This window comes from Paenibacillus sp. RU5M (assembly GCF_900221055.1).
GTDB classification, from domain to species: Bacteria; Bacillota; Bacilli; order Paenibacillales; family Paenibacillaceae; genus Paenibacillus; species Paenibacillus marchantiae.
Genome location: NZ_OBQM01000001.1, coordinates 506,825 through 526,920, shown reverse-complemented (window position 1 = coordinate 526,920; position 20,096 = coordinate 506,825). Strand labels below are relative to the sequence as shown.

The following is a 20,096-nucleotide window of genomic DNA, read 5'->3' as shown; positions in this document are numbered from 1 at the left end:
CAATGTGTCAGGATGACGTCAAGAAATGACATACAACGCATTTTTTTCTGAAAATAATTGCCTCATTGGCATTGTGCTTCCGCTCATGTAAAATCAGTACACAAGCTTCTGAAGTGAAAGGAGACACCTTCTTGAAATCCATACTCATCGTCGAAGATGAACAAGCTATCGCCCGTGTGCTGGCTGCCTATCTTCGAAAAGCGGGATTCGATGTTCGTCATGCAGCGGATGGACCCACTGCTTTAACTCAATTTGATGCGGATGTTCCTTCCTTGGTTTTGCTGGATGTGATGCTGCCCGGAATGGACGGTTGGGATCTGCTGCGAATCATCCGCGAAAAAAGTGCTTGTCCCGTCATCATGCTAACCGCACTGGATGATATTCAGGACCGACTGAATGGGCTGAATGCCGGTGCTGACGATTATATGAGCAAACCCTTTGTGCCCGAGGAAGTGGTCGCCAGAGTCAATGCTGTGCTTCGCCGCAACCCACACTGGACAGCCGAAGGTGAGGGCAAACGTTACTTTGGCAATCTGGTCATTGACCTGGCTGCCAAACAGGTACTTTTGAACGGCGCCGAGGTTGCACTGACACCACGTGATTTGTCCCTGCTCCTGTTTCTATCGGAATACCCCAACCGCACATTTACCCGAGACCATCTGATCGAACAGGTATGGGGCATGGACTATGACGGAAGTGATCGGGCTGTGGACCTGTCGATCAAACGGCTGCGTCAGGCGTTATCTCACTGGCTACCGGAAACGGGAGAAATCCGGACTTTACGGGGAATGGGGTATCAATTTTGGATCGCCAACTAAAACGAAATACACCGAAACGTAAAACATCCATTCTGTCTTACTGGACGCTTCGTTATTTTCTAATCCTCTGCATCGGCTTTACCATTATTGTTGCAGGGGCACTTTACTGGATCAGAACCACTTCCATTGAGAAAGGTCTCAAAACGGCCCAACTATTAGGTCTGGAAATCGCCGAGAAGGTAACTGGCACAGAAAACAAACTGTATATTCCCCCGGATCTTGACAGACTGGCGGACAAACGTACCAAGCTTTTCAATACAGATAATTATTTTTGTATTATGGTGCTCGACAACAATAATCAATTGATCTATTCCAAACCAAAAATGACGCAGCAGGATGTGTATTATCGGCTGTCTGACGACCTGCGCGAACCAAGAAACAATAAATTCGCCGGGGTTACGGTTAACGTCACAGATGACGATCAGACGCTCGGTAAAGTGTGGGTCATGCAATCCAAAAAGTCCATTGCATACAATCCGGAAACGATGCTGGTGGTGTGCATCCTGTTCGTTGCTTTAATTCTGTGTGGTTGGTTTACCATCTACCTCCTGTCCCGCAAGCTCTCCAGGCCTATTCGCCAGGTCGCCCATGCCGCGGAGCAGATTCGAAACGGAAACTATGAAGTCAATTTGGATCTGAATACACGGGAACGGGAGATGAATGAACTCGTCGAATCTTTTCGCGAGATGTCCATTCGTTTACAGCAATTGGAGGAATGGCGTGCCCTGTCACTTGCTGGGGTAACCCATGAATTGAAAACACCAGTAACGTCCATTAAAGGACTTGTGATGGCTGTCCGGGACGATATCGTCAGTCCGGAGGAAGCAAAGGAATTTCTCGACATCGCACTCAAAGAATCCGAACGTATGGAACGAATGGTCGCTGACCTGCTGGATTACAATGCGATGAGCGCTGGAAGTGTTGCTATTCGTCGGGAACGCATAGATCTGAATTTGCTGGTGGGTGAGATTATCTATCAGTGGAAAATCGCTTATGAGGACAAGTCTCCCGAAATTGAATTGCATACACCTTCGGGTACGCTCTATACCATCGGTGATACCCTTCGGATTCAGCAGATCATTGTCAACCTGCTCAATAACGGACTGCAAGCAGCCGCTTCCGACCATGCTGCCGTCTTTCATATCCGTTTGCGTGCGGAGGAGGACAACCTGTTTGTTAATGTGCAGGATAACGGTACGGGTATCACCAAAGACGATCAACCCAAGATCTTCGAACGTTTCTACCGTGGCGAGATCAAAAAACGCCGTACCCGTGGACTAGGTCTGGGACTGACCTATAGCCGCTTGCTTGCTCGAGCCCAGGGAGGGGAGCTGTCCCTGACCTCCAGCAGTCCTGAAGGCAGCCTTTTCACCTTAACTTTGCCACGATGGTCTGGTCCTGAAAAAACAGAGATAGAACCATCTTACCGCGCAACGGCTAACGCTTAGCAGGACACGATGTCTGCATGTCATAAACGGGCTTTCTTCATCTGCCAAAGAACCATGAGCAAACGGCCCAAGTAAATTGCTGAAATATCGAATAGCCCGACATTCCTTCATAGGAACCGGGCTATTCATTATGTGAGAGTGTTTGCTGATATTCATATACAAGCTATGTGGCCAGTACCCGCGGCTTATATTCTGCATACGCATCATTAATGAATTGCTCATGTAATGGGATGTTGGCAATAATGGCTTTCCGTTTAGCTTTTAAGACAATCTGCTCTACATCGGCATAACTGCATCCTGTGAGGCGTTCACACGTGAATTCTTCCAGTCGGCTCTCCTGCTCAAACTGCCCCATCAACTTGCTAATATATAATCTACGGCTCGATTCATCCGGCATCCCATAAGTCATTTTGGTATCAAATCGCCGCCATATCGCATGATCCAGCTGGGTCTCCAGATTCGTAGCAGCAACCAGAATGCTGTCTCCTTCGAATTCGTCCAGGCATTGCAACAATGTATTGACGACACGAGCCATCTCTTTAACCTCATCATTACTTTCACGCGTACGACCTACGGCATCAAATTCATCTAGAAATAGCACACAGGGGTTAGCCCGTGCATATTCGAATAGTTTACGGACATTGCTTCCCGTCTCCCCAAGGTGGCTGTGTATAATGGCATCGAGTCTTACAAGAACCAGGGGAAGCTGAAGTCGGTGTGCAAGATGAAAAGCAGTTAATGTTTTGCCTGTACCCGGAGGACCAAACATCACCATTTTGTTCGGCATTGGCACATCATGTTCTGCAAACTGATCTTTCATACCGAGAATCGTAATAAACTCCTCCACAACCCGTTCATTGTCTGCGGAGAATACAATATGCTTTGCCTTGCGTCCACACTCTTTCGGTGAATAAAAAGAGGCCATATCGATGCCTTTCGCTCGGGGTATCCGGTTTACATGGTTGGTTTTGCTCATCGTTGATCGTTCTCCTTCTTCTATGTCTCAGGGGATCATCCAAGTTAAATGCTATCGATTCATTCTCCTCCATATTTAACGATCTTTTAATCGTAATTATTACTATTAAATAATAACATAAGACGGCCTCTTTGCAAAGTTTCCGTGACTTGTCCATCATTTTGCGTAAGGTCCCGTCCAATTTGTTGCAAGAGGAAGCAAAATTTGCTATTCTAAATATGCATCGTTGTGTATAACGCAAAAAAGCCCTCTATTTACTCGAGAGAGCACAAAATTTTTCCAGATTTGCAAGCGGCAACTTGCCATTTCCGGAAGTTCTTTTATACCAACGAATGTAATCCAATCAAAGCGAGGTTATCAATCATGGCAAAAGACGTATTATGTGAGGTAAATTCATGTCGTCACTGGGCTCAAGAGAACAAATGTAACGCATCTTCAATCTACATCGTGAGTCACAGTTCCAAAAAAGTAAGTGAATCCGCTGAAACGGATTGCAAAACATTTGAAGTAAAATAAAAATTCAATTTGTACAAGCTAAAGGAACCCTTGTGGTTCCTTTTTCTTTTTCTATTGTAACAAGAATGATAATTATTATCAAGCTCTTTTCTGCAAAATCTGAACTCCCCTCTCTACATGCACATTGGACTGCCTATTAACGTACACTACGAGAGCAGTCAAACTGCCCATGAACGAATAGATCATAGAGGTGAGTAACGATGCCCGTAAAAAGTGGCAAACAGTATATCGAACGTATCGATGTCCAGACAGTCCCCTGCTGGTACAAAGGAGAGCTTATTACCGGAAAACGTTCTGAACATTTTGCGTTTGCAGGTTTGATGGAAACACAAGCGAAGTTGTACGATCTTCAGTCTGATCCACATCTAATCGATACGATGACTTATGCATCTCCTGCTGACGGAAAACCAGTAGGTATGTCCTTTCTGCCTCCAACCAGCGCAGATGACTTGCGCAGACGCCGAGAAGCAATGAATATTTGGTCAGGGACTCACCATGGTTTTTTGGGACGATCACCCGATTATATGAACACAGCAATTATGGCCTTTTATACTGGGGCAGATATTCTTGAAGAAGTATCGCCACAATACGCTGAAAATTTGAGAAACTACTATGCCTACTGCCGTGATAATGATATTACCCTCTCCCATGCCTTTATCCAGCCTCATGCCAGTAAAATTTCAGGACTATTGGACGCGACCGAAGATGCCATTGCCGCCAAAGTGGTTGATCGCACTGAAGAAGGTCTGATCATTAATGGTGCATTCATGATGGCCACTCAGGCCGCCACGTCAGACGAAATCCTGGTGTATCCTTCCCCTTCACCGGCACCGTTCGAAGATGAAAATCCGTTCGCCTTTGCCTTTGCTGTACCGAATGACTTGCCTGGAATTAGCCTGATCTGCCGGGATACCTACGCAGCCGAATCTAATTTCAACTATCCACTCAGTTCCAGATATGAAGAGATGGACAACATCGTCATTTTTGATCATGTGCTTGTTCCTCATGAACGGATATTCTTCGCAGGTAATGAGGAAATGTCTGGCCGCCTCTTTAGCGGAAGCCATTTTCACATTCACGCAGGACATCAGGTCGTATGTAGGTATATTGCTAAAACGGAATTTGTTCTGGGCACCATTCAGTTACTCGCTGACACGCTCGACCAAGCTGCTGAAACGCATGTGGTAGAGAAAACAGCCAGGGTACTCGCCGGTCTTGAAACGTTAAAAGCACTGGCTCTGGCAGCAGAAGCCGGTGCTATGGCAGATGGACGGGGATTTATAATACCTGCCTCCAAACCGTTAATGGCAGCAAACCTTTTATTTCCCAAACTGTATCCAGAGATGATTGAAATTTTGCAGCTCTTGGGTTCCAGCGGCGTAATTATGGTGCCTCAGGAAGAAGAATTCCGCTCCGAAATCGCGCCGCATCTGGATACGTACCTGAGAGGAACCGACATGGTATCTCAGGAACGCACAGCATTGTTCCGCCTAATCTGGGAGCTTGGAGCAGGATCATTCGGAGGCAGACAGACCCAGTTCGAACGGTTCTTTTTTGGCAACACGATCACTGTGTCGAATCGGATGTATTCAGCAAGCTCAGCAGATCAATCGTATCGTCAGCTCGTTCGTAATTTTATTGCCAAGACCGGCAAATAAGAATGAGGGATGATCCCCTCGTTTAAACCAGATGGTCGTAGACCGTCATCAGTTCAGAGGCTGGTCTGCCTGCGTCGGTGTCCCGAAGTGCAGACTGGTCTCCGTAACCGATGTGGAATACACCCAATACCTTTTCCTCACGCGTTAAACCCATCAAATTCATAAACACGGGATGCTGTTGATAATCATTGATCTTCCAGACGGCATTCAAACCTTGTTCCGCTGCCAGGATGCAAAAACGTTTGCTCCAGGCTTTTGCAGGCAATAAATGGTCCTCCCTGGCACTTGAAGGGGCGACAACAACCAGATGTGCCGGAATAGCTTCTGTATATTGATATGTAGCCCAGTCCCCGTAACGATCTGCCAAATGTGGTGGGTAACTCTGTCTGACCGCCTCCAGATACAGTTGACGTCCTTCACTCGCGAACAACATAAACCGCCAAGGCTCTGAACTCATCACATATAAAGATGGATCTGCTTCATCCAGCAACCGTCTTATAACCAACTGTGGTACAGGCAACGGGCTGAATTCACAAGTTCCTGTACGTTTCTTGCCTCTTGCTGCATCTTGTCTCAAACCGGTAGACATGGCTCATCCCTCCTTAATCTGCACGATATATCACAGCATCCCTTGTCATTCTTTACATCAACCAGTTTTTTTTCGGTTCAGTCTCACTTCTCCACCGATCGACCTCTTCATGTACTCTGGCTTTGTCCTGAACCGTAAATTGATCAGATTCCACCTTCTCTGCGCTCGGAATGCTGTCACGAATCAGTCGAATATAATCCATCGAACGGATAAGTGATTGTCGTCCCGGGATATATCGAATCTTGCGACCTTCAAGCAAACAATAGATTTCGATCATGCCTGGCAGCTTGCCAAATGCTTCCCAGCAGAACACGCTCACCATATGCTGGAACGCCTCAACCACGTTTGGATCATGGACAACCATATATTTTTGGATGAGAAGCGAATCCCAGCCCTCTGGCTGCCAGGCCGCCTGGAAGATCATGGACAGATGCATCGACAAGGTAGGAAGCTCCGTTCGCCATTGTTCAAACAGAATGGTCGGATGCTTCAGATCATCGTTCATGGCAATTGCAAGGGATAATTCATCGGTAATTTTGTTTTTTATATCCCAGTAATGAAGTACTGATTCGAATCCGGTTGCCTTTCTAGGCCACCACTTTTCGAGTAAATACTGTACAGGCACCTCTTTGCGGACTTCCGGGTCCATACTGTAAAAAGCATTAACTGCATGGCTGACTGCATATTGTACACGGTGTCTCCATTGCAGCGGAGAGCGCTGTTCAGCCTCCGGTTCCGGGCGGATGAACCGATGCGGGCTGCGCAGCATCTCTTCCAATCTGTAATCTTCAAGCAGCCGTACCGGGGCGTCTGACATTCCCGGCTGCAGAGCTGCCTGAACATTATGTCTTAACATGAGTTCTTAGGACACCTGTAATCCGGCAGCAGCAAAACGTTTGCCAAAGTCACGGCACGTGTCCTTCTCCTGCTCCATCGGACTGTATTCAATCTTCAGCATCTCTGGAGATACCTCCGCCCCACGTTCCACCAGCTTCGCTGCCGCGAGATCTACGGCTCCGCAGTACTGCTCGTAAGAAGTATCCCCGCTTCCGAACACCGCTGCCCGTTTGCCACTCAGATCAAGCTCATCCAGCTCTTCGTAAAAATCGAGGAATTCATCCGGCAGTTCACCGTCTCCCCACGTGTATACTCCAATGAGAAACCCGTCATAATCAAGCACATCAGCTGCATTGCAATCCGTTACGGACTTGAGATCCACTTCATGCCCACCTTGTTTAATTCCTTCGACGATCAGTTCCGCAATCTCTTCCGTATTTCCTGTCATACTTGCATAAGCCACTAACAATTTAGCCATCTATTTTTCCCTCACTTTTTATTGATCATGTCATACTGTTCCTGAAGAAGTAACATTTGAATTTATCAAAATCATATGTGATAATGATTATCATTGTCAAATTAAATTTTCAATCGGTTTCCATTTCAGTATATGGTGATGGACCAAATTCAACACCATATTAGGCACTGCACCCTTTCAGGCGCCTACCACAACTGGCGTACAGGCCCTTTTTTGTTGTACAATAGTATCCAAATGACTTTTGAAGGATGGATAAATCATTATGTACGTAGCAAAGAACTGGAAGGACTATGAAGTAATCGATACAGGAGGCGGCGAAAAGCTGGAGCGTTGGGGCGATGTGATTTTGCGTAGACCCGATCCACAGATCATTTGGCCCCTTGAAAAAGAAACCAATGAATGGCGCCAGGTTCACGGCCATTATCACCGCAGTTCTTCGGGCGGCGGCAGCTGGGATATGAAAAAACCGATCCCGGAACGCTGGACCATCGGATATGAGAACCTGAAATTTCATATTAAACCAACCAGCTTCAAACATACCGGTCTGTTTCCTGAACAAGCAGCCAACTGGAGCTGGATGATGGATAAAATTGCTGGGGCAGGTCGTCCCATCTCTGTACTAAACCTGTTTGCCTATACAGGCGGTGCAACAGTTGCTGCAGCTTATGCGGGAGCTTCAGTTGTGCACGTGGATGCAGCTAAAGGCATGGTACAGTGGGCCAAAGAGAATGTTCAATTATCTGGCCTCGCGGATCGTCCTGTTCGTTTCATTACAGATGATGTATTCAAATTTGTACAGCGCGAACAACGTCGCGGCAATCGGTATGACGCGATTATTATGGACCCGCCTTCCTATGGCCGCGGCCCTAACGGAGAGACATGGAAGCTGGAAGAGAACCTCTACCCTTTCCTGAAATCGTGCATGGAAATTTTGTCGGATAACCCATTATTCATGCTGGTCAATTCCTATACAACCGGTATTTCGTCTACAGTTCTGCGCAACATGCTGACAATGACGATGTCTGCCCAATACGGCGGTCAAATTACAGCTGGTGAAATTGGTCTTCCAATTACCCGTAGTGGTCTGGATCTGCCATGCGGCATCTTAGGCCGCTGGGAGTCCTGATGATGTCCGAACATTCGCAAACAACGGGAAATATTCCGATTCTGTTTGAGGACAATCACTTGTTAGGCATTACGAAACCGGTCAATGTACCTACCCAGGAAGATGCATCAGGTGATCCGGATTTGCTTACACTGCTGAAACAGGATTTGAAAGAACGCTATAACAAACCTGGCAACGTTTATCTCGGATTAGTACATCGTCTTGACCGCCCCGTTGGTGGTGCGATGATTTTTGCCAAAACATCGAAGGCGGCTTCAAGATTATCCGAGACGGTTCGGGGACGTCATTTCCGCAAAATATATGCGGCTGTTGTACATGGCAAGCTGTCTGCACAGCACGGGACGTTAAAACACACGCTGCTGAAAGATGCGCGTACCAATACCGTCACCGTTGTGCCTAAGGGTACAGCTGGTGGTAAAGATGCTGTTTTGGATTACCGGGTCATCGGCGAAACCGACCGTTACAGTCTGGTTCACATCGAACTGCACACAGGCAGATCTCATCAGATTCGGGTCCAAATGAAAGAGATGGGCTGCCCCCTGTTTGGAGATCAAAAGTACGGTGCAGGTGTGAATAAGCCTGGACAACAAATTGCTCTCTGGTCTGCCATTGCTGCTTTTCCCCACCCGGTAACGAAGGAAGAAATTGTCCTTCAGTCCCTGCCTCCCCGTGAATTCCCATGGGCAGAGTGGCCGGCTGCTGTGTATGACAAAACCTTTAAAGCAGAACATTAATTGATATATTAAAATAATCATTCACAGGATCAGGTCAAATCTGACCGTAAACCGTGTCATCCAGATTCCTTATCTGAATGACACGGTTTTTTACTTAAATGGAAAGGAAGACATACTACTATGACACCTTTTACGAAACAGGTCGTCGCCATCATCGCAGCAATCCCTGAGGGAAAAGTCATGACCTATGGACAGATTGCCGCTCATGCAGGCAGCCCGAGAGCTGCCCGACAGGTTGTGCGCATTCTGCACTCCATGAGCCGGAAGGAGCGGCTTCCCTGGCACCGCGTCGTCAATGCCAAAGGTCTGATAGCCATTCCCGACGAGCATTCACGCCTGATGCAGGAGACGGAGCTTATTAGCGAGGGTGTTGAATTTCAGATGGATGGGAGTATCAACCTCAAACTCTTCGGTCATGATCCTGGTCCTACCTTCCTCCTTGATCTATCGACAGATGAAGAATAACGTCCAAACAAGGCATAACAAAAAGAGAGTTCAAGCAGTGTGATCTGCCTGAACTCTCTTTTGTATCTATAAGACTTTTATTGAATGAATAATAACAGTAATCTAAGTTGATTTATGCTGTTGCATTCACTTTCTGTTGCTCAGTTGTTACATGTTCAGTAGCCGGTTTTGTTTTACGGATGAAGAAGGCCAGAACCAGAGCAACGACTGTCATTGCGGTCGCTATAATAAAAGCATAGTTTACCCCGTAGATGGTTGCATCTGCGGTAGCACGAAGCATTGCAGCCTTATCATCTGTAGCGATTTGGCCTGTAGCCAAGGTATCTGCCAGATGGGATTTCAACTTGCTACTCATAATCGTAACGAGAATCGCTGTACCAATCGCACCCGCAACCGTACGCAGTGTGTTGGACATCGCTGTACCATGCGCATTCAGACGCTGTGGCAGCTGATTCAGACCCGCTGTTTGAATTGGCATCATCAACATCGACATACCGAACATACGAGCTGTGTAGATAAACATCATGTAACCATAAGTAGTGTCGATCGACAGGCGGCTGAGCCCCCAAGTTGTGATAGCGGTAATTGCAAGACCGGCAACGGACAACCAGCGTGCTCCGACTTTATCAAAGATGCGACCTGTGATTGGAGACATAATCCCCATCAAGATGGCGCCCGGCATCATCAGCAAACCGGATTCAATCGGTGAGAATCCACGAATATTTTGCAGGAAAATCGGAAGCAAAATCATACCTGCAAACATCGCCATCGTAACGAGCATGTTAATGATCGTTGTTAATGTATACATGTTGTATTTGAAAATACGGAACTCCAAGAGTGGGTGATCGGTTGTCATCTGTCTAATCACGAACAGAATCAGGGATAACGCCCCTACGACCAGACAAGCAATTACAATTGCACTGCCCCATCCGTCTGTACCCGCATCACTGAAGCCGTACAGCAAGCTACCAAAACCGAGTGTGGATAAAATAACACCTGGATAGTCCAATTTAGGTTTGGATTGACGTGTTACATTTTTGACAAACGCAATACCGATTGCAGTTGCAATAACGGAGAATGGCAAAATGATATAGAACAACAGTCTCCAGGAATAATGCTCAACCACATAACCTGACAATGTTGGTCCAATGGCCGGAGCGAGAATCATCGCGATCCCCATTGTACCCATCGCCTGACCACGCTTCTCAATAGGGAAGATCGTCAAGAATACAACCGTCATCAGAGGCATCAGGATACCTGCACCTGCCGCTTGAATAACACGACCTACCATCAGGATAGCAAAGTTCGGACTTAAACCACAGACCAAGGTTCCTAATGTAAATAGCGTCATGGCTGTAATAAAAATTTGACGTGTGGAGAATTTAGCGATCAGATACGCCGTAACCGGAATCAACACACCATTGACGAGCATATAACCCGTAGTCAACCATTGTGCTTTGTTCGCTCCGATGCCGAGGTCCTCCATAATTTTAGGAAGAGCTACGTTCATCAAAGTTTGGTTCAGGAAGGCGACGAATGCACCGATTAACAATGCGGCCACAATCGGGCCTTTCCTAATGTTGTCCATCGCTGAGGATGGCGCTGCTGCTGCAGTAGTACTCATTGGTTGTTCATCTCTCTTCCTTCTAACTTTTCAATCATTTGATTATGAATTCTTAGCAGGTGCTCAAGGTCTTCCTTCGGGATATCCAGAATAGGTGACACTCGCTCCATCCACAAACGGTGTGTTTCCTCCTGAGCCTGTTCCCCTTTGTCCGTAATCTGAAGCTTTACAGATCGACGGTCCGAGTCGGATCGCGTTCGAACAATGTACTCACCCTTGACCAGACGCTCCACCACAGCGCTCATGGAGCTGCTGCCCATATGACAGAGATCAGCCACTTCATTAATACCGATCGAAGGGCGCTCCTTCAAAATGGATAACACCATAAATTGAATCGAAGTGAGCTCAATTTCCTTGTTTTCATTCCAGAATGCCCGGAAGAGCAGTTGATTGACCTGCCGAAACGAATTAATAATGTAGAATACTTCGTATGTGTCAGACATTAATTCACCCTTTTTACTTATGGAATATAATATTTCGTACACGAAATATCAGGGGAACAATTACTTATTATAACAAAAATATTTACATAGTCAACTCTTTACATATAAAATTTTAGAGATTATTCTTATCCATCCAAAGCAGGCAAAACTCTTTAAAGTACACATCAATAAAAAATAACCACAGCCCTCCTGCCTTTTCAGCAAGAGTTCCATGGTTACTATTATTCGTGCGTCCATCGTCTTTAAGATGTGGACAAGGCATGCTCTTTTGTTTTTGGTGTTGTCATTTTGCCTAATAGATAAACCAGCAACTGCTGGTTATGCATTGAAATGTTGCTGAGCACCGAATTCATAAATTCATTACGAATCGTGATTCCCCGTTCGGTCTCCATGCGTCCCTTATCAGATAGAGATACCCATACAATTCGTCGATCCTGATCATCCCGATCACGGCGAATCAGTCCGTTTTTTTCCATACGATCCAACAACATCGTTACTGCTGCTGGTGTTGTAGCCAGAAAAGGAATCAGATCGGATGGTTTCATCTTCTCGTGATCCTCAAGAACCTCCAGTACGGCCAGCTGCGCCTCTGTTAACGAGGGTGCCAGCTCATGATCCATATGCAGCTTGTAGTCCTTGGTCAGCCTCGACCAGCACTTGGCAAAATCGGAATTATACATCTTGAATCGCTCCTCTCTGCAACCGGTTATCACTTCACCTGCTTAAGTTTTCGCCCTTCAAAGCCGCATTCCTGCTGCCTTTTTTCAATTTCCCAGCGATCGACCGTAATCGACGAAGGTTGTTAAACTTCGCATGGAGGTCCTCTTTTAATCCGCGTTTGAACAACAAAATAAGACTCCTTACATGACAGGTTTCCCTGCTCTGCAAAGAGTCTTTATTGAATCCTTATTAGGAGGAAGAAGCTGCCTGGTTCTCTGCGAGATCCATGATAAGCTCCACAATTTCATCCTGTTTATCCACATGCACAAGCAATTTACCAATATGTTTCCGTTCAGTAATAGGTACAGCTTCGGAAGAAATGTGATGTGTTTGACCTTCCTTGGTCATCACCGTTACATTCCGTTGTTCCCGACAATAGAACGCTCCGGCAATTCGGCTACCGTTCGGTTTTACCCGTTTGCCTTCCTTGAATTCAAATGTTGCCAGTCCTTTGCCGCCACGGCTCTGCAGAGCATAATCCAGCAGTAACGAGCGTTTGCCATAACCCAAGTCAGACAATATAGCAACCTCGCCTTCATCGCCTTCCACCCACAGAACAGATACGACTTCATCCGTTTCTTTTAACTGAATCCCACGTACGCCTCCAGACACACGACCCATCGGATTTACTTCATCCTCACGGAAACGGATGGCCATGGCTTCTTTGGTGATCAGCATGATGTCCTTGCCACCTGTACTTAGATGAACGGATAACACCTCATCATCCTTGCCGACTTTGCAAGCGGCTACTGCGCCGGATCGCTTGGTGACGTATTCCTTCAGCTCGGTACGTTTAACCTGTCCTTTGCGAGTGACAAAGACCAGACTGTGATCCGGCTCTTCGAAGGATTTCACGGCAAGCACACTTGAGATCCGATCGTCTTTTGCCAGAGGAATGACGTTGACGATCGCCGTCCCCGGATCTTTCCACTTGAATTCCGGTACCTGATGCACAGGCAACAGGAAATACTGGCCTTTCTTCGTAAATACCAGCAAATTCTCAAGCGTGTTCACTTCAAGGACCTGAGCGATATAATCGCCTTCCTTCACACCACTTGCGTTACGTTCCCCGCCGGATCGTGTGAATGATTGCATGCCTGTACGCTTGATGTATCCCTCTTTGGACAATGTGACAAATACATCTTCTGCGTTCACCAGAACTTCCAGATTAACCTTGAGTTCTTCTACTTCGCCCTGAATGGCTGAACGACGATCAATTCCGTATTTCTCACGAATCTCCATCAGTTCTTTACGAATGACTCCGATCAGCTTGCGGTCACTATCCAGAATGGAGCGTAATTGCGCGATCTTCTTCATCAGTTCGCCAAGTTCCTTTTCCAGAGAAGTAATCTCCAGATTGGTCAATCGGTATAATTGTAAAGTCAGAATGGAATCCGCCTGACGTTCGGAGAAACCAAACATCCACATCAGGTTATTTTGAGCATCCTGACGGTTCTTCGAGGCTTTAATAGCCGCAATGACCTCATCAAGGATGTTAAGAGCTTTTACCAGACCTTCCAAGACATGTGCACGGTCTTCCGCCTTCTCCAGCTCAAAGCGGGTACGGAACGTCACAACTTCACGCTGATGGGCAATATAAGCCTCGAGGATTGATTTCAATCCCAATTGATGAGGGGCTTTGTTTACAATCGCAACCATGTTGAAGTTGTAAGTGACCTGCAAGTCGGTTTTCTTCAGCAAATAAGCCAAAATACCTTGTGCATCCGCTTCTTTTTTCAGCTCAACCACGATTCGCAGGCCTTCACGCCCACTCTCATCACGTACTTCGGCGATTCCTTCAACCTTTTTCTCCAGCCGAATGTTCTCCATCGCTGTAACCAGACGGGATTTTACGACCTGATAAGGGATCTCGGTAATGACGATTTGCTGTTTGCCACCGCGCATATTCTCGATATCGGTTTTGGACCGGAGATAAATCCGTCCTTTACCTGTGCGATAAGCATCCAGAATTCCGTCGCCGCCCATGATTAATCCTCCTGTCGGAAAATCCGGACCTTTGATAAACATCATAATCTCGTCCAGTTCAATCGACGGCTTCTCCATCACGGCAATACAAGCATCAATGGTTTCACGCAAATTATGTGGAGGGATCTCCGTTGCAAACCCGGAGGAAATCCCACTTACGCCGTTGACCAGCAGGTTCGGATAACGCGATGGTAATACAACCGGTTCTTTGGCCGTATTATCAAAATTATCCTTAAACAGAACAGTCCGTTTCTCGATGTCGCGAAGCATCTCCATAGCGATGGACGACAAACGGGCCTCTGTATAACGCATCGCTGCAGCCGGATCATCATCCTGTGATCCCCAGTTACCATGACCGTCCACGAGCATATGGCCCATTTTCCATGGCTGTGCCATCCGCACCATACCTTCATAGATGGAGGAGTCCCCGTGAGGATGGTAGTTACCCATGACGTCCCCAACGGTTTTGGCTGACTTACGATATGGTTTCTCCGGCGTATTTCCTGAATCGTACATGGCGTACAGAATACGCCGCTGCACAGGCTTCAAACCATCCCGTACATCGGGTATGGCCCGGTCCTGAATAATGTATTTGGAGTAGCGACCGAAACGGTCACCTACGACCTCTTCGAGAAAGGCCGGCATAAATTGTTCTGATAGGCTCATTCCAAGCACCTTCTATTCTTCGTACTCTGTAAAGTCGACATTCTCTACAATCCAGCGTTTGCGTGGATCAACTTTATCACCCATAAGCGTAGATACTCGACGCTCCGCTTTCGCTGCATCAACGATCTGTACCCTGAGCAATGCACGTGTTTCCGGGTTCATTGTAGTCTCCCACAGTTGATCCGGATTCATCTCGCCAAGTCCTTTATAACGTTGGAGCTCCACATTGGTTCCAAATTCTTTCATGTAATTCGCCAGCTCTTCATCGGTCCAGGCATAACGTACACTTGCCATTTTGCCGGATTTGCGCGTGAGTTTGTAAAGCGGCGGCTGAGCAATATATATTTTCCCTGCATCAATTAACGGTTTCATGTAGCGGTAAAAGAAAGTCAGCAATAGTACCTGAATATGTGCACCATCCGTATCAGCATCCGTCATAATTATGATTTTGGAATAATTGCTGTCTTCAACTGCGAATTCGGTTCCAATACCCGCCCCGATCGCCGATGTAATGGCGCGGTATTCTTCGTTTTTGAGGATATCAGCCAACTTTGCTTTTTCCGGATTGAGCGGTTTCCCCTTAAGCGGGAGTATCGCCTGGATCTTGGAGTCACGCCCCTGTTTGGCTGAACCGCCTGCGGAATCCCCTTCGACGATAAACAGTTCATTCCGGGTAAAATCCTTCGATTGTGCCGGAGTCAACTTGCCATTGAGGTTGGAGCTTTCGCTGCGTTTTTTGCCCGTCCGCATCTCATCACGTGCTTTGCGTGCAGCTTCTCTGGCTCTGGAGGCCTGAACCGCTTTGCGAATCAACGTTTGCGCAACCTGCGGATTTTCTTCCAAAAACCGCTGGATATTCTCGGACACGACAGAATCCACTGCGCTTCGCGCGGAAGCGCTACCGAGTTGATCCTTCGTTTGTCCTACGAATTCGACCTCCGACATTTTGACACTGATGACAGCCATCATGCCTTCACGCAAATCATTACCTTCAAGGTTTTTATCTTTTTCCTTAATCATGCTGGTACGCCGTGCGTAATCATTCATCACACGTGTATAAGCTGCTCTGAATCCGGTCTCATGTGTACCGCCACCTCTAGTGGGAATCGAGTTGACGAACGACGCCAGCGTTTCCGTATAACCCGCGTTATACTGGATCGCCACTTCGACCTCAATGTCATCCTTCTCCGCATAGAAGTGAATGACATCATGCAGCACATCTTTATTTTCGTTAAGAAAAGCAACAAACTGGCTTGCTCCGCCTTCGTACATGTACTCATCCTGATTGCCTGAACGTTCGTCCTTGAGCATAATTCTCAGCCCCGAGTTCAGGAAAGCAATCTCCTGAAGACGTTCTGCCAGTGTATCATAATTAAATTGAATGCCGCTCTGGAACACGCGAATATCCGGTTTAAACGTAACTTTTGTTCCCGTTCGATTGGTATTGCCCAATACTTCGAGACCAGACACCGGTTCTCCGACATGCTCAACGCCTTTTTTGTCCTGCCAATACTCGAATCGTTGACGATGAATCTTGCCATCACGGAAAATCTCGACTTCAAGCCATTCGGACAATGCGTTCGTAACTGACGCACCTACACCGTGCAAACCGCCTGATTTTTTGTATCCTGATCCACCGAACTTTCCGCCTGCGTGCAAAATCGTAAACACGACCTGGGGAGTAGGAATCCCTGTTTTATGTATACCTGTCGGAATTCCCCTTCCGTTATCCTGAACCGTAATAGAACCGTCCTTATGCAGCGTGATATCGATTTTGGAGCAGAATTTGGCGAGATGTTCGTCGACAGCGTTATCCACGATTTCCCATACCAAATGATGTAGACCCGAAGAGCTGGTGCTGCCGATGTACATCCCCGGCCGTTTCCGTACCGCTACCAGTCCTTCAAGTACTTGAATGTCGTCCGCGTCGTAGCCTGAAGACCCTTGTCCTCCGCCTGTCGAACCTGCCGACATATCGATTTGCTCGACCATTCATGCTCCCCCTTCTTAACTTACAACTAAAAAAATGCCTAAAATGCAAACAGATGTTTTCTTATCCTTGTCCATTTTAATTCAAGATATCCCGTTTCGTAAAGACAATGAATGACACAAAGAGTGAAGCAATGCCCCAAACACTAAGCACAATAAGGGAAAAACCTAAATTCATCCCTTCGATTGGTGGCAATCCGCCAGACAAATAATTCGGAAGTTCGAGGTTAACCATGAACAAATATTTGGCTGACTGCCAGGATGCGGCCATACTTGTGAGAATAGTTCCTGCTATGAGTGCTGCCATCATGATGACAATACTTGCTGCTGTACTTCGCACTAGCACAGAGACCATGAAGGCAAGCATCGCCACAATTATACTGACGAACCAGATGAGCCCTGCCTGCATTAGCATATACAACCACTGGTCCACTGCATGGACTGCTGACATATCGACATCTGTACCCACAACCTTGAATCCGGTAAAGATCGGCATACCGAAACCTTTATATCCGAATACCGCTCCCGAAATGACATAACAGATGACGTACGCCGACACCACAATAATTGACACGAACATAATCAAAGTGATGAGCTTACTCAGCAACACTTTCCAACGTTTGACCGGACGGGTCAGAAGCATTTTAATCGTACCTGTGGTGCGCTCACCGGATACCAGATCCGAGGCAATCGCCATAATGAGCAGTGGTATAAACAATCCAACGGCGTTATTCATGAATTCCCGCGTAAAAGTTACACCGCCAGGCTCCTTCGGATTGATGTCATTCTCCAGATAGTATTGCATTTGCTGGATGTACACAGTCCTGTACTTTTTGTATTCTTCAGGTACCCGGTCACTGCCAAGCGAGTTCTGATTATCCGTAATGGCTTGTTGCAGCTCAAGCCGCCAGTCGCCGCCAAACTTGTCACGATTATTTTCCGCAGATTTCATCTGGGCATACGTAAACATCGGAACCAGGACCGCGAGTACGATAAAAATAATATAAAGACGTTTTTTCTTTACCATTTTGATCGTTTCGTTTCGGATCAGCGGCATGATGTTACTCAATGGATTCACCTTCTGTCATTTTTAAGAATAGCTGTTCCAGCGTAGGCTGAATCCGCTGCACTCCTTCAACCTGAATTCCGGCTTGCACCATTTGCTGGACTAGGGCCGGAATTCGATCTTCATGCATTTCAGCAACGACAGCATTCGGACCAAGCCCTGCAACAATGGTATCGTCCATAACATCTGCAGGCCGATCCACTAAGGAAACACCTGCATTCAACAGCATTTTTTTACCTTCCTCCAGCGGAGTAACATGCCATATCGCCAATTTGGAATGGTCTTCAATCAGTTCATTGACGCCGCCAACTGCCAGCACGCGCCCTGCACTGATAATCGCCACCCTGTCACAGAGAAGTTGAATCTCACTAAGCAAATGACTGCTGACGAATACAGCCATGCCTTCACTTGCAAGCTGTTTGATAAAGACGCGAAGTTCCTTAATCCCTTTGGGATCAAGTCCGTTCGTTGGCTCATCCAGAATCAGCAGCCTTGGGCGACCAAGCAATGCCTGTGCAATGCCAAGTCGTTGACGCATCCCCAGAGAGTAGGTTCTTACTTTATCATGAATCCGCTGATCGAGGCGTACAATATCTACAACTTCCTGAATACGGTCATTATCCACGCCTGGCTGCATACGGGCAAAATGCTCAAGATTTTCCCATCCGGTCAAATACGTGTACACTTCCGGGTTTTCAACAATGGAACCCACATATTTCAAGGCCCGTTCAGGATCACGGTTGACATCATACCCACAGACTTGAATTTTACCTTCTGTCGGTTTAATCAAATCAACTAACATCCGGATGGTTGTTGTCTTCCCGGCACCATTGGGTCCCAGGAAACCGAAAATTTCGCCTGGTTTAACGTCAAAAGTAACATCCTTAATGATCCATTTGCGTCCAATCTTTTTCTTCAGATGCTGCACGGACAATACGGAATCAGTCTGTTCTTGTGCCATTTATTTTCCGCTCCCTTCTGCTGGAGTCTCTGCCTGATATTCCTGTGCAATCCGAACCGCAATTTGCTCGTAGCCTTCTCCATTGGGATGAAAATGATCTGACGACAGATATTGTCCCAGATGATTTTCAAACAGATCAAATGTAGGCACAAGTGTCATCTTGTCCTCATTGTTCAGAACCTTCATTGCAGCATCGTTCCATGCAGCTACAACCGCATTTCCTGGCTCTTTAAGTTCTTTCACATCCCCAAACGGATTGTATAGCCCTATGTAGGCAATCTGTGCATCAGGGTTAATTTCTTTCACTTTCTTCAAGATCTCCTGCAAACGCTTCGACGTCTCCGGTAATGCCGCAGCAAGTGTCTCTGCCGTGGACGCGTCTTCTCCCTGTAAAACCTGTCCACCCTGGAACAGATCATTGGCTCCGATCGACAACAGAATAAAGTTGGACTGTTGTAAAACATAACGTACGCCTTGTTCATCTAGCTTGCTCAACAATGCGTCTGTTCTCAAACCGTTCACACCCATATTGTTAAGCACTTGCACATCATATCCCTGATCTTTGAGCAAATTACCTGCCCGCCTTACAAAACCAAGCCCCTCATCATCCCCCGTGCCTCTTGCCAGGGAATCACCGATTACAGCCATTCGAATTTTGCCATCATTCACCGCAGGTGTTGATTGCCCGCTATCCTTGGCAGGTGTCGTTGTCTGCTGTCCTGTACCTAATTGGGCATCTCCCTCAGGAAAAATGACGTCTTTAATGGCGTATCCAAATCCAAATAACAGCAGCAATGTTGTTAATATGGACACTGTACTAATGGTTCTCCAGATCCATGGCGCTGAATCAAGATTTCTTTTTTTCATTCATCACATCTCCGCTCATGTACACCTGGCTGGGTGCTTAAAATTTAAAATGATTTTACATTAAGATGACGCTTTTTCTAAATAACATAAATGTTCTGTCGTTAATTTGCAAATTTTGCCGCTGTATTA

Annotated in this window: 19 protein-coding genes; 7 read left to right on the top strand and 12 right to left on the bottom strand. The window is 46.7% G+C overall.

Translation table 11 applies throughout. The features are described 5' to 3' along the window. Positions 1-131: 131 nt before the first annotated feature. On the top strand, positions 132-818 hold the full coding sequence (locus CRO25_RS02560) for a response regulator transcription factor (RefSeq protein ID WP_079694015.1): 687 nt from the start codon (positions 132-134) through the stop codon (positions 816-818). Further along, positions 803-2,266 carry a HAMP domain-containing sensor histidine kinase gene (locus tag CRO25_RS02555; protein WP_079694016.1) on the top strand — a complete coding sequence of 488 codons (1,464 nt, stop codon included), beginning with the start codon at positions 803-805 and terminating at the stop codon, positions 2,264-2,266. Before CRO25_RS02560 ends, CRO25_RS02555 begins: the two co-directional genes overlap by 16 nt. Positions 2,267-2,429: 163 nt before the next feature. Here the strand turns inward: CRO25_RS02555 and CRO25_RS02550 are convergent, their stop codons facing one another. Next, the gene (locus CRO25_RS02550; protein ID WP_072733377.1) at positions 2,430-3,242 is read right to left on the bottom strand and encodes an AAA family ATPase; all 813 of its coding nucleotides are present in this window, start codon (positions 3,240-3,242) and stop codon (positions 2,430-2,432) included. A gap of 363 nt (positions 3,243-3,605) precedes the next feature. On the opposite strand from CRO25_RS02550, the gene CRO25_RS02545 reads away from it, so the two are divergent. Beyond that, the gene (locus CRO25_RS02545; RefSeq protein ID WP_072733378.1) at positions 3,606-3,758 is read left to right on the top strand and encodes a DUF1540 domain-containing protein; all 153 of its coding nucleotides are present in this window, start codon (positions 3,606-3,608) and stop codon (positions 3,756-3,758) included. A gap of 200 nt (positions 3,759-3,958) precedes the next feature. Next, positions 3,959-5,416: a 4-hydroxyphenylacetate 3-hydroxylase family protein gene (locus tag CRO25_RS02540; protein ID WP_079694017.1), complete on the top strand. Its 1,458-nt coding sequence runs from the start codon at positions 3,959-3,961 to the stop codon at positions 5,414-5,416. A 22-nt stretch (positions 5,417-5,438) separates the two neighbouring features. Here the strand turns inward: CRO25_RS02540 and CRO25_RS02535 are convergent, their stop codons facing one another. Genes CRO25_RS02535 through CRO25_RS02525 form a run of 3 tightly spaced genes read right to left on the bottom strand, consistent with a single transcriptional unit; the run spans position 5,439 to position 7,320 of the window. Beyond that, a complete protein-coding gene (locus tag CRO25_RS02535; RefSeq protein WP_079694018.1) occupies positions 5,439-6,005 on the bottom strand; it encodes a nitroreductase family protein in 567 nt (188 codons plus the stop codon). A gap of 52 nt (positions 6,006-6,057) precedes the next feature. Next, the gene (locus tag CRO25_RS02530; RefSeq protein ID WP_063563165.1) at positions 6,058-6,861 is read right to left on the bottom strand and encodes a hypothetical protein; all 804 of its coding nucleotides are present in this window, start codon (positions 6,859-6,861) and stop codon (positions 6,058-6,060) included. A gap of 6 nt (positions 6,862-6,867) precedes the next feature. Continuing rightward, the gene (locus CRO25_RS02525; protein WP_064636952.1) at positions 6,868-7,320 is read right to left on the bottom strand and encodes a flavodoxin; all 453 of its coding nucleotides are present in this window, start codon (positions 7,318-7,320) and stop codon (positions 6,868-6,870) included. Between the two features lie 262 nt (positions 7,321-7,582). Here CRO25_RS02525 and CRO25_RS02520 point away from each other — a divergent pair, with 262 nt between their 5' ends. From CRO25_RS02520 to CRO25_RS02510, 3 genes are all read left to right on the top strand, one after another. Further along, positions 7,583-8,446 (top strand): class I SAM-dependent methyltransferase, encoded by an 864-nt coding sequence (locus CRO25_RS02520; protein ID WP_024630567.1) that lies wholly within the window; start codon positions 7,583-7,585, stop codon positions 8,444-8,446. Continuing rightward, on the top strand, positions 8,446-9,180 hold the full coding sequence (locus CRO25_RS02515; protein ID WP_097115709.1) for an RluA family pseudouridine synthase: 735 nt from the start codon (positions 8,446-8,448) through the stop codon (positions 9,178-9,180). Before CRO25_RS02520 ends, CRO25_RS02515 begins: the two co-directional genes overlap by 1 nt. A gap of 120 nt (positions 9,181-9,300) precedes the next feature. Beyond that, positions 9,301-9,645, top strand: a complete 345-nt coding sequence (locus CRO25_RS02510) for an MGMT family protein (protein ID WP_064636948.1) — start codon at positions 9,301-9,303, stop codon at positions 9,643-9,645. A 112-nt stretch (positions 9,646-9,757) separates the two neighbouring features. Here the strand turns inward: CRO25_RS02510 and CRO25_RS02505 are convergent, their stop codons facing one another. From CRO25_RS02505 to CRO25_RS02470, 8 genes are all read right to left on the bottom strand, one after another. Continuing rightward, positions 9,758-11,269 (bottom strand): DHA2 family efflux MFS transporter permease subunit, encoded by a 1,512-nt coding sequence (locus CRO25_RS02505; RefSeq protein WP_063563169.1) that lies wholly within the window; start codon positions 11,267-11,269, stop codon positions 9,758-9,760. Further along, positions 11,266-11,712, bottom strand: coding sequence for a MarR family winged helix-turn-helix transcriptional regulator (locus CRO25_RS02500; RefSeq protein WP_063563170.1), 447 nt, complete (start codon positions 11,710-11,712; stop codon positions 11,266-11,268). The genes CRO25_RS02505 and CRO25_RS02500 overlap by 4 nt, the downstream gene beginning before the upstream one ends. 242 nt (positions 11,713-11,954) lie before the next feature. Next, positions 11,955-12,392 carry a MarR family winged helix-turn-helix transcriptional regulator gene (locus CRO25_RS02495; protein ID WP_063563171.1) on the bottom strand — a complete coding sequence of 146 codons (438 nt, stop codon included), beginning with the start codon at positions 12,390-12,392 and terminating at the stop codon, positions 11,955-11,957. Between the two features lie 229 nt (positions 12,393-12,621). Then, a complete protein-coding gene (gene gyrA, locus CRO25_RS02490; RefSeq protein ID WP_079694020.1) occupies positions 12,622-15,084 on the bottom strand; it encodes a DNA gyrase subunit A in 2,463 nt (820 codons plus the stop codon). 12 nt (positions 15,085-15,096) lie between these two features. After that, positions 15,097-17,076 (bottom strand): DNA topoisomerase IV subunit B, encoded by a 1,980-nt coding sequence (parE, locus tag CRO25_RS02485; protein WP_079694021.1) that lies wholly within the window; start codon positions 17,074-17,076, stop codon positions 15,097-15,099. A gap of 76 nt (positions 17,077-17,152) precedes the next feature. Next, positions 17,153-18,142, bottom strand: a complete 990-nt coding sequence (locus CRO25_RS02480; RefSeq protein WP_063563174.1) for an ABC transporter permease — start codon at positions 18,140-18,142, stop codon at positions 17,153-17,155. Beyond that, positions 18,135-19,100 carry an ABC transporter ATP-binding protein gene (locus tag CRO25_RS02475; RefSeq protein ID WP_101749454.1) on the bottom strand — a complete coding sequence of 322 codons (966 nt, stop codon included), beginning with the start codon at positions 19,098-19,100 and terminating at the stop codon, positions 18,135-18,137. The genes CRO25_RS02480 and CRO25_RS02475 overlap by 8 nt, the downstream gene beginning before the upstream one ends. Then, complete coding sequence (locus CRO25_RS02470; protein ID WP_079694022.1) at positions 19,101-19,967, bottom strand: GDSL-type esterase/lipase family protein; 867 nt, start codon at positions 19,965-19,967, stop codon at positions 19,101-19,103. Between the last annotated feature and the right edge of the window lie 129 nt (positions 19,968-20,096).

Bases quoted from the DNA above. Each gene is read 5' to 3' on its own strand.
- CRO25_RS02530 (WP_063563165.1), bottom strand. From the start codon at position 6,861: ATGTTAAGACATAATGTTCAGGCAGCTCTGCAGCCGGGAATGTCAGAC.
- CRO25_RS02525 (WP_064636952.1), bottom strand. From the start codon at position 7,320: ATGGCTAAATTGTTAGTGGCTTATGCAAGTATGACAGGAAATACGGAA.
- CRO25_RS02515 (WP_097115709.1), top strand. From the start codon at position 8,446: ATGATGTCCGAACATTCGCAAACAACGGGAAATATTCCGATTCTGTTT.
- CRO25_RS02500 (WP_063563170.1), bottom strand. From the start codon at position 11,712: ATGTCTGACACATACGAAGTATTCTACATTATTAATTCGTTTCGGCAG.
- CRO25_RS02535 (WP_079694018.1), bottom strand. From the start codon at position 6,005: ATGTCTACCGGTTTGAGACAAGATGCAGCAAGAGGCAAGAAACGTACA.
- CRO25_RS02510 (WP_064636948.1), top strand. From the start codon at position 9,301: ATGACACCTTTTACGAAACAGGTCGTCGCCATCATCGCAGCAATCCCT.
- CRO25_RS02495 (WP_063563171.1), bottom strand. From the start codon at position 12,392: ATGTATAATTCCGATTTTGCCAAGTGCTGGTCGAGGCTGACCAAGGAC.
- gyrA (WP_079694020.1), bottom strand. From the start codon at position 15,084: ATGAGCCTATCAGAACAATTTATGCCGGCCTTTCTCGAAGAGGTCGTA.
- CRO25_RS02520 (WP_024630567.1), top strand. From the start codon at position 7,583: ATGTACGTAGCAAAGAACTGGAAGGACTATGAAGTAATCGATACAGGA.
- CRO25_RS02545 (WP_072733378.1), top strand. From the start codon at position 3,606: ATGGCAAAAGACGTATTATGTGAGGTAAATTCATGTCGTCACTGGGCT.
- parE (WP_079694021.1), bottom strand. From the start codon at position 17,076: ATGGTCGAGCAAATCGATATGTCGGCAGGTTCGACAGGCGGAGGACAA.
- CRO25_RS02540 (WP_079694017.1), top strand. From the start codon at position 3,959: ATGCCCGTAAAAAGTGGCAAACAGTATATCGAACGTATCGATGTCCAG.
- CRO25_RS02505 (WP_063563169.1), bottom strand. From the start codon at position 11,269: ATGAGTACTACTGCAGCAGCAGCGCCATCCTCAGCGATGGACAACATT.
- CRO25_RS02470 (WP_079694022.1), bottom strand. From the start codon at position 19,967: ATGAAAAAAAGAAATCTTGATTCAGCGCCATGGATCTGGAGAACCATT.
- CRO25_RS02475 (WP_101749454.1), bottom strand. From the start codon at position 19,100: ATGGCACAAGAACAGACTGATTCCGTATTGTCCGTGCAGCATCTGAAG.
- CRO25_RS02550 (WP_072733377.1), bottom strand. From the start codon at position 3,242: ATGAGCAAAACCAACCATGTAAACCGGATACCCCGAGCGAAAGGCATC.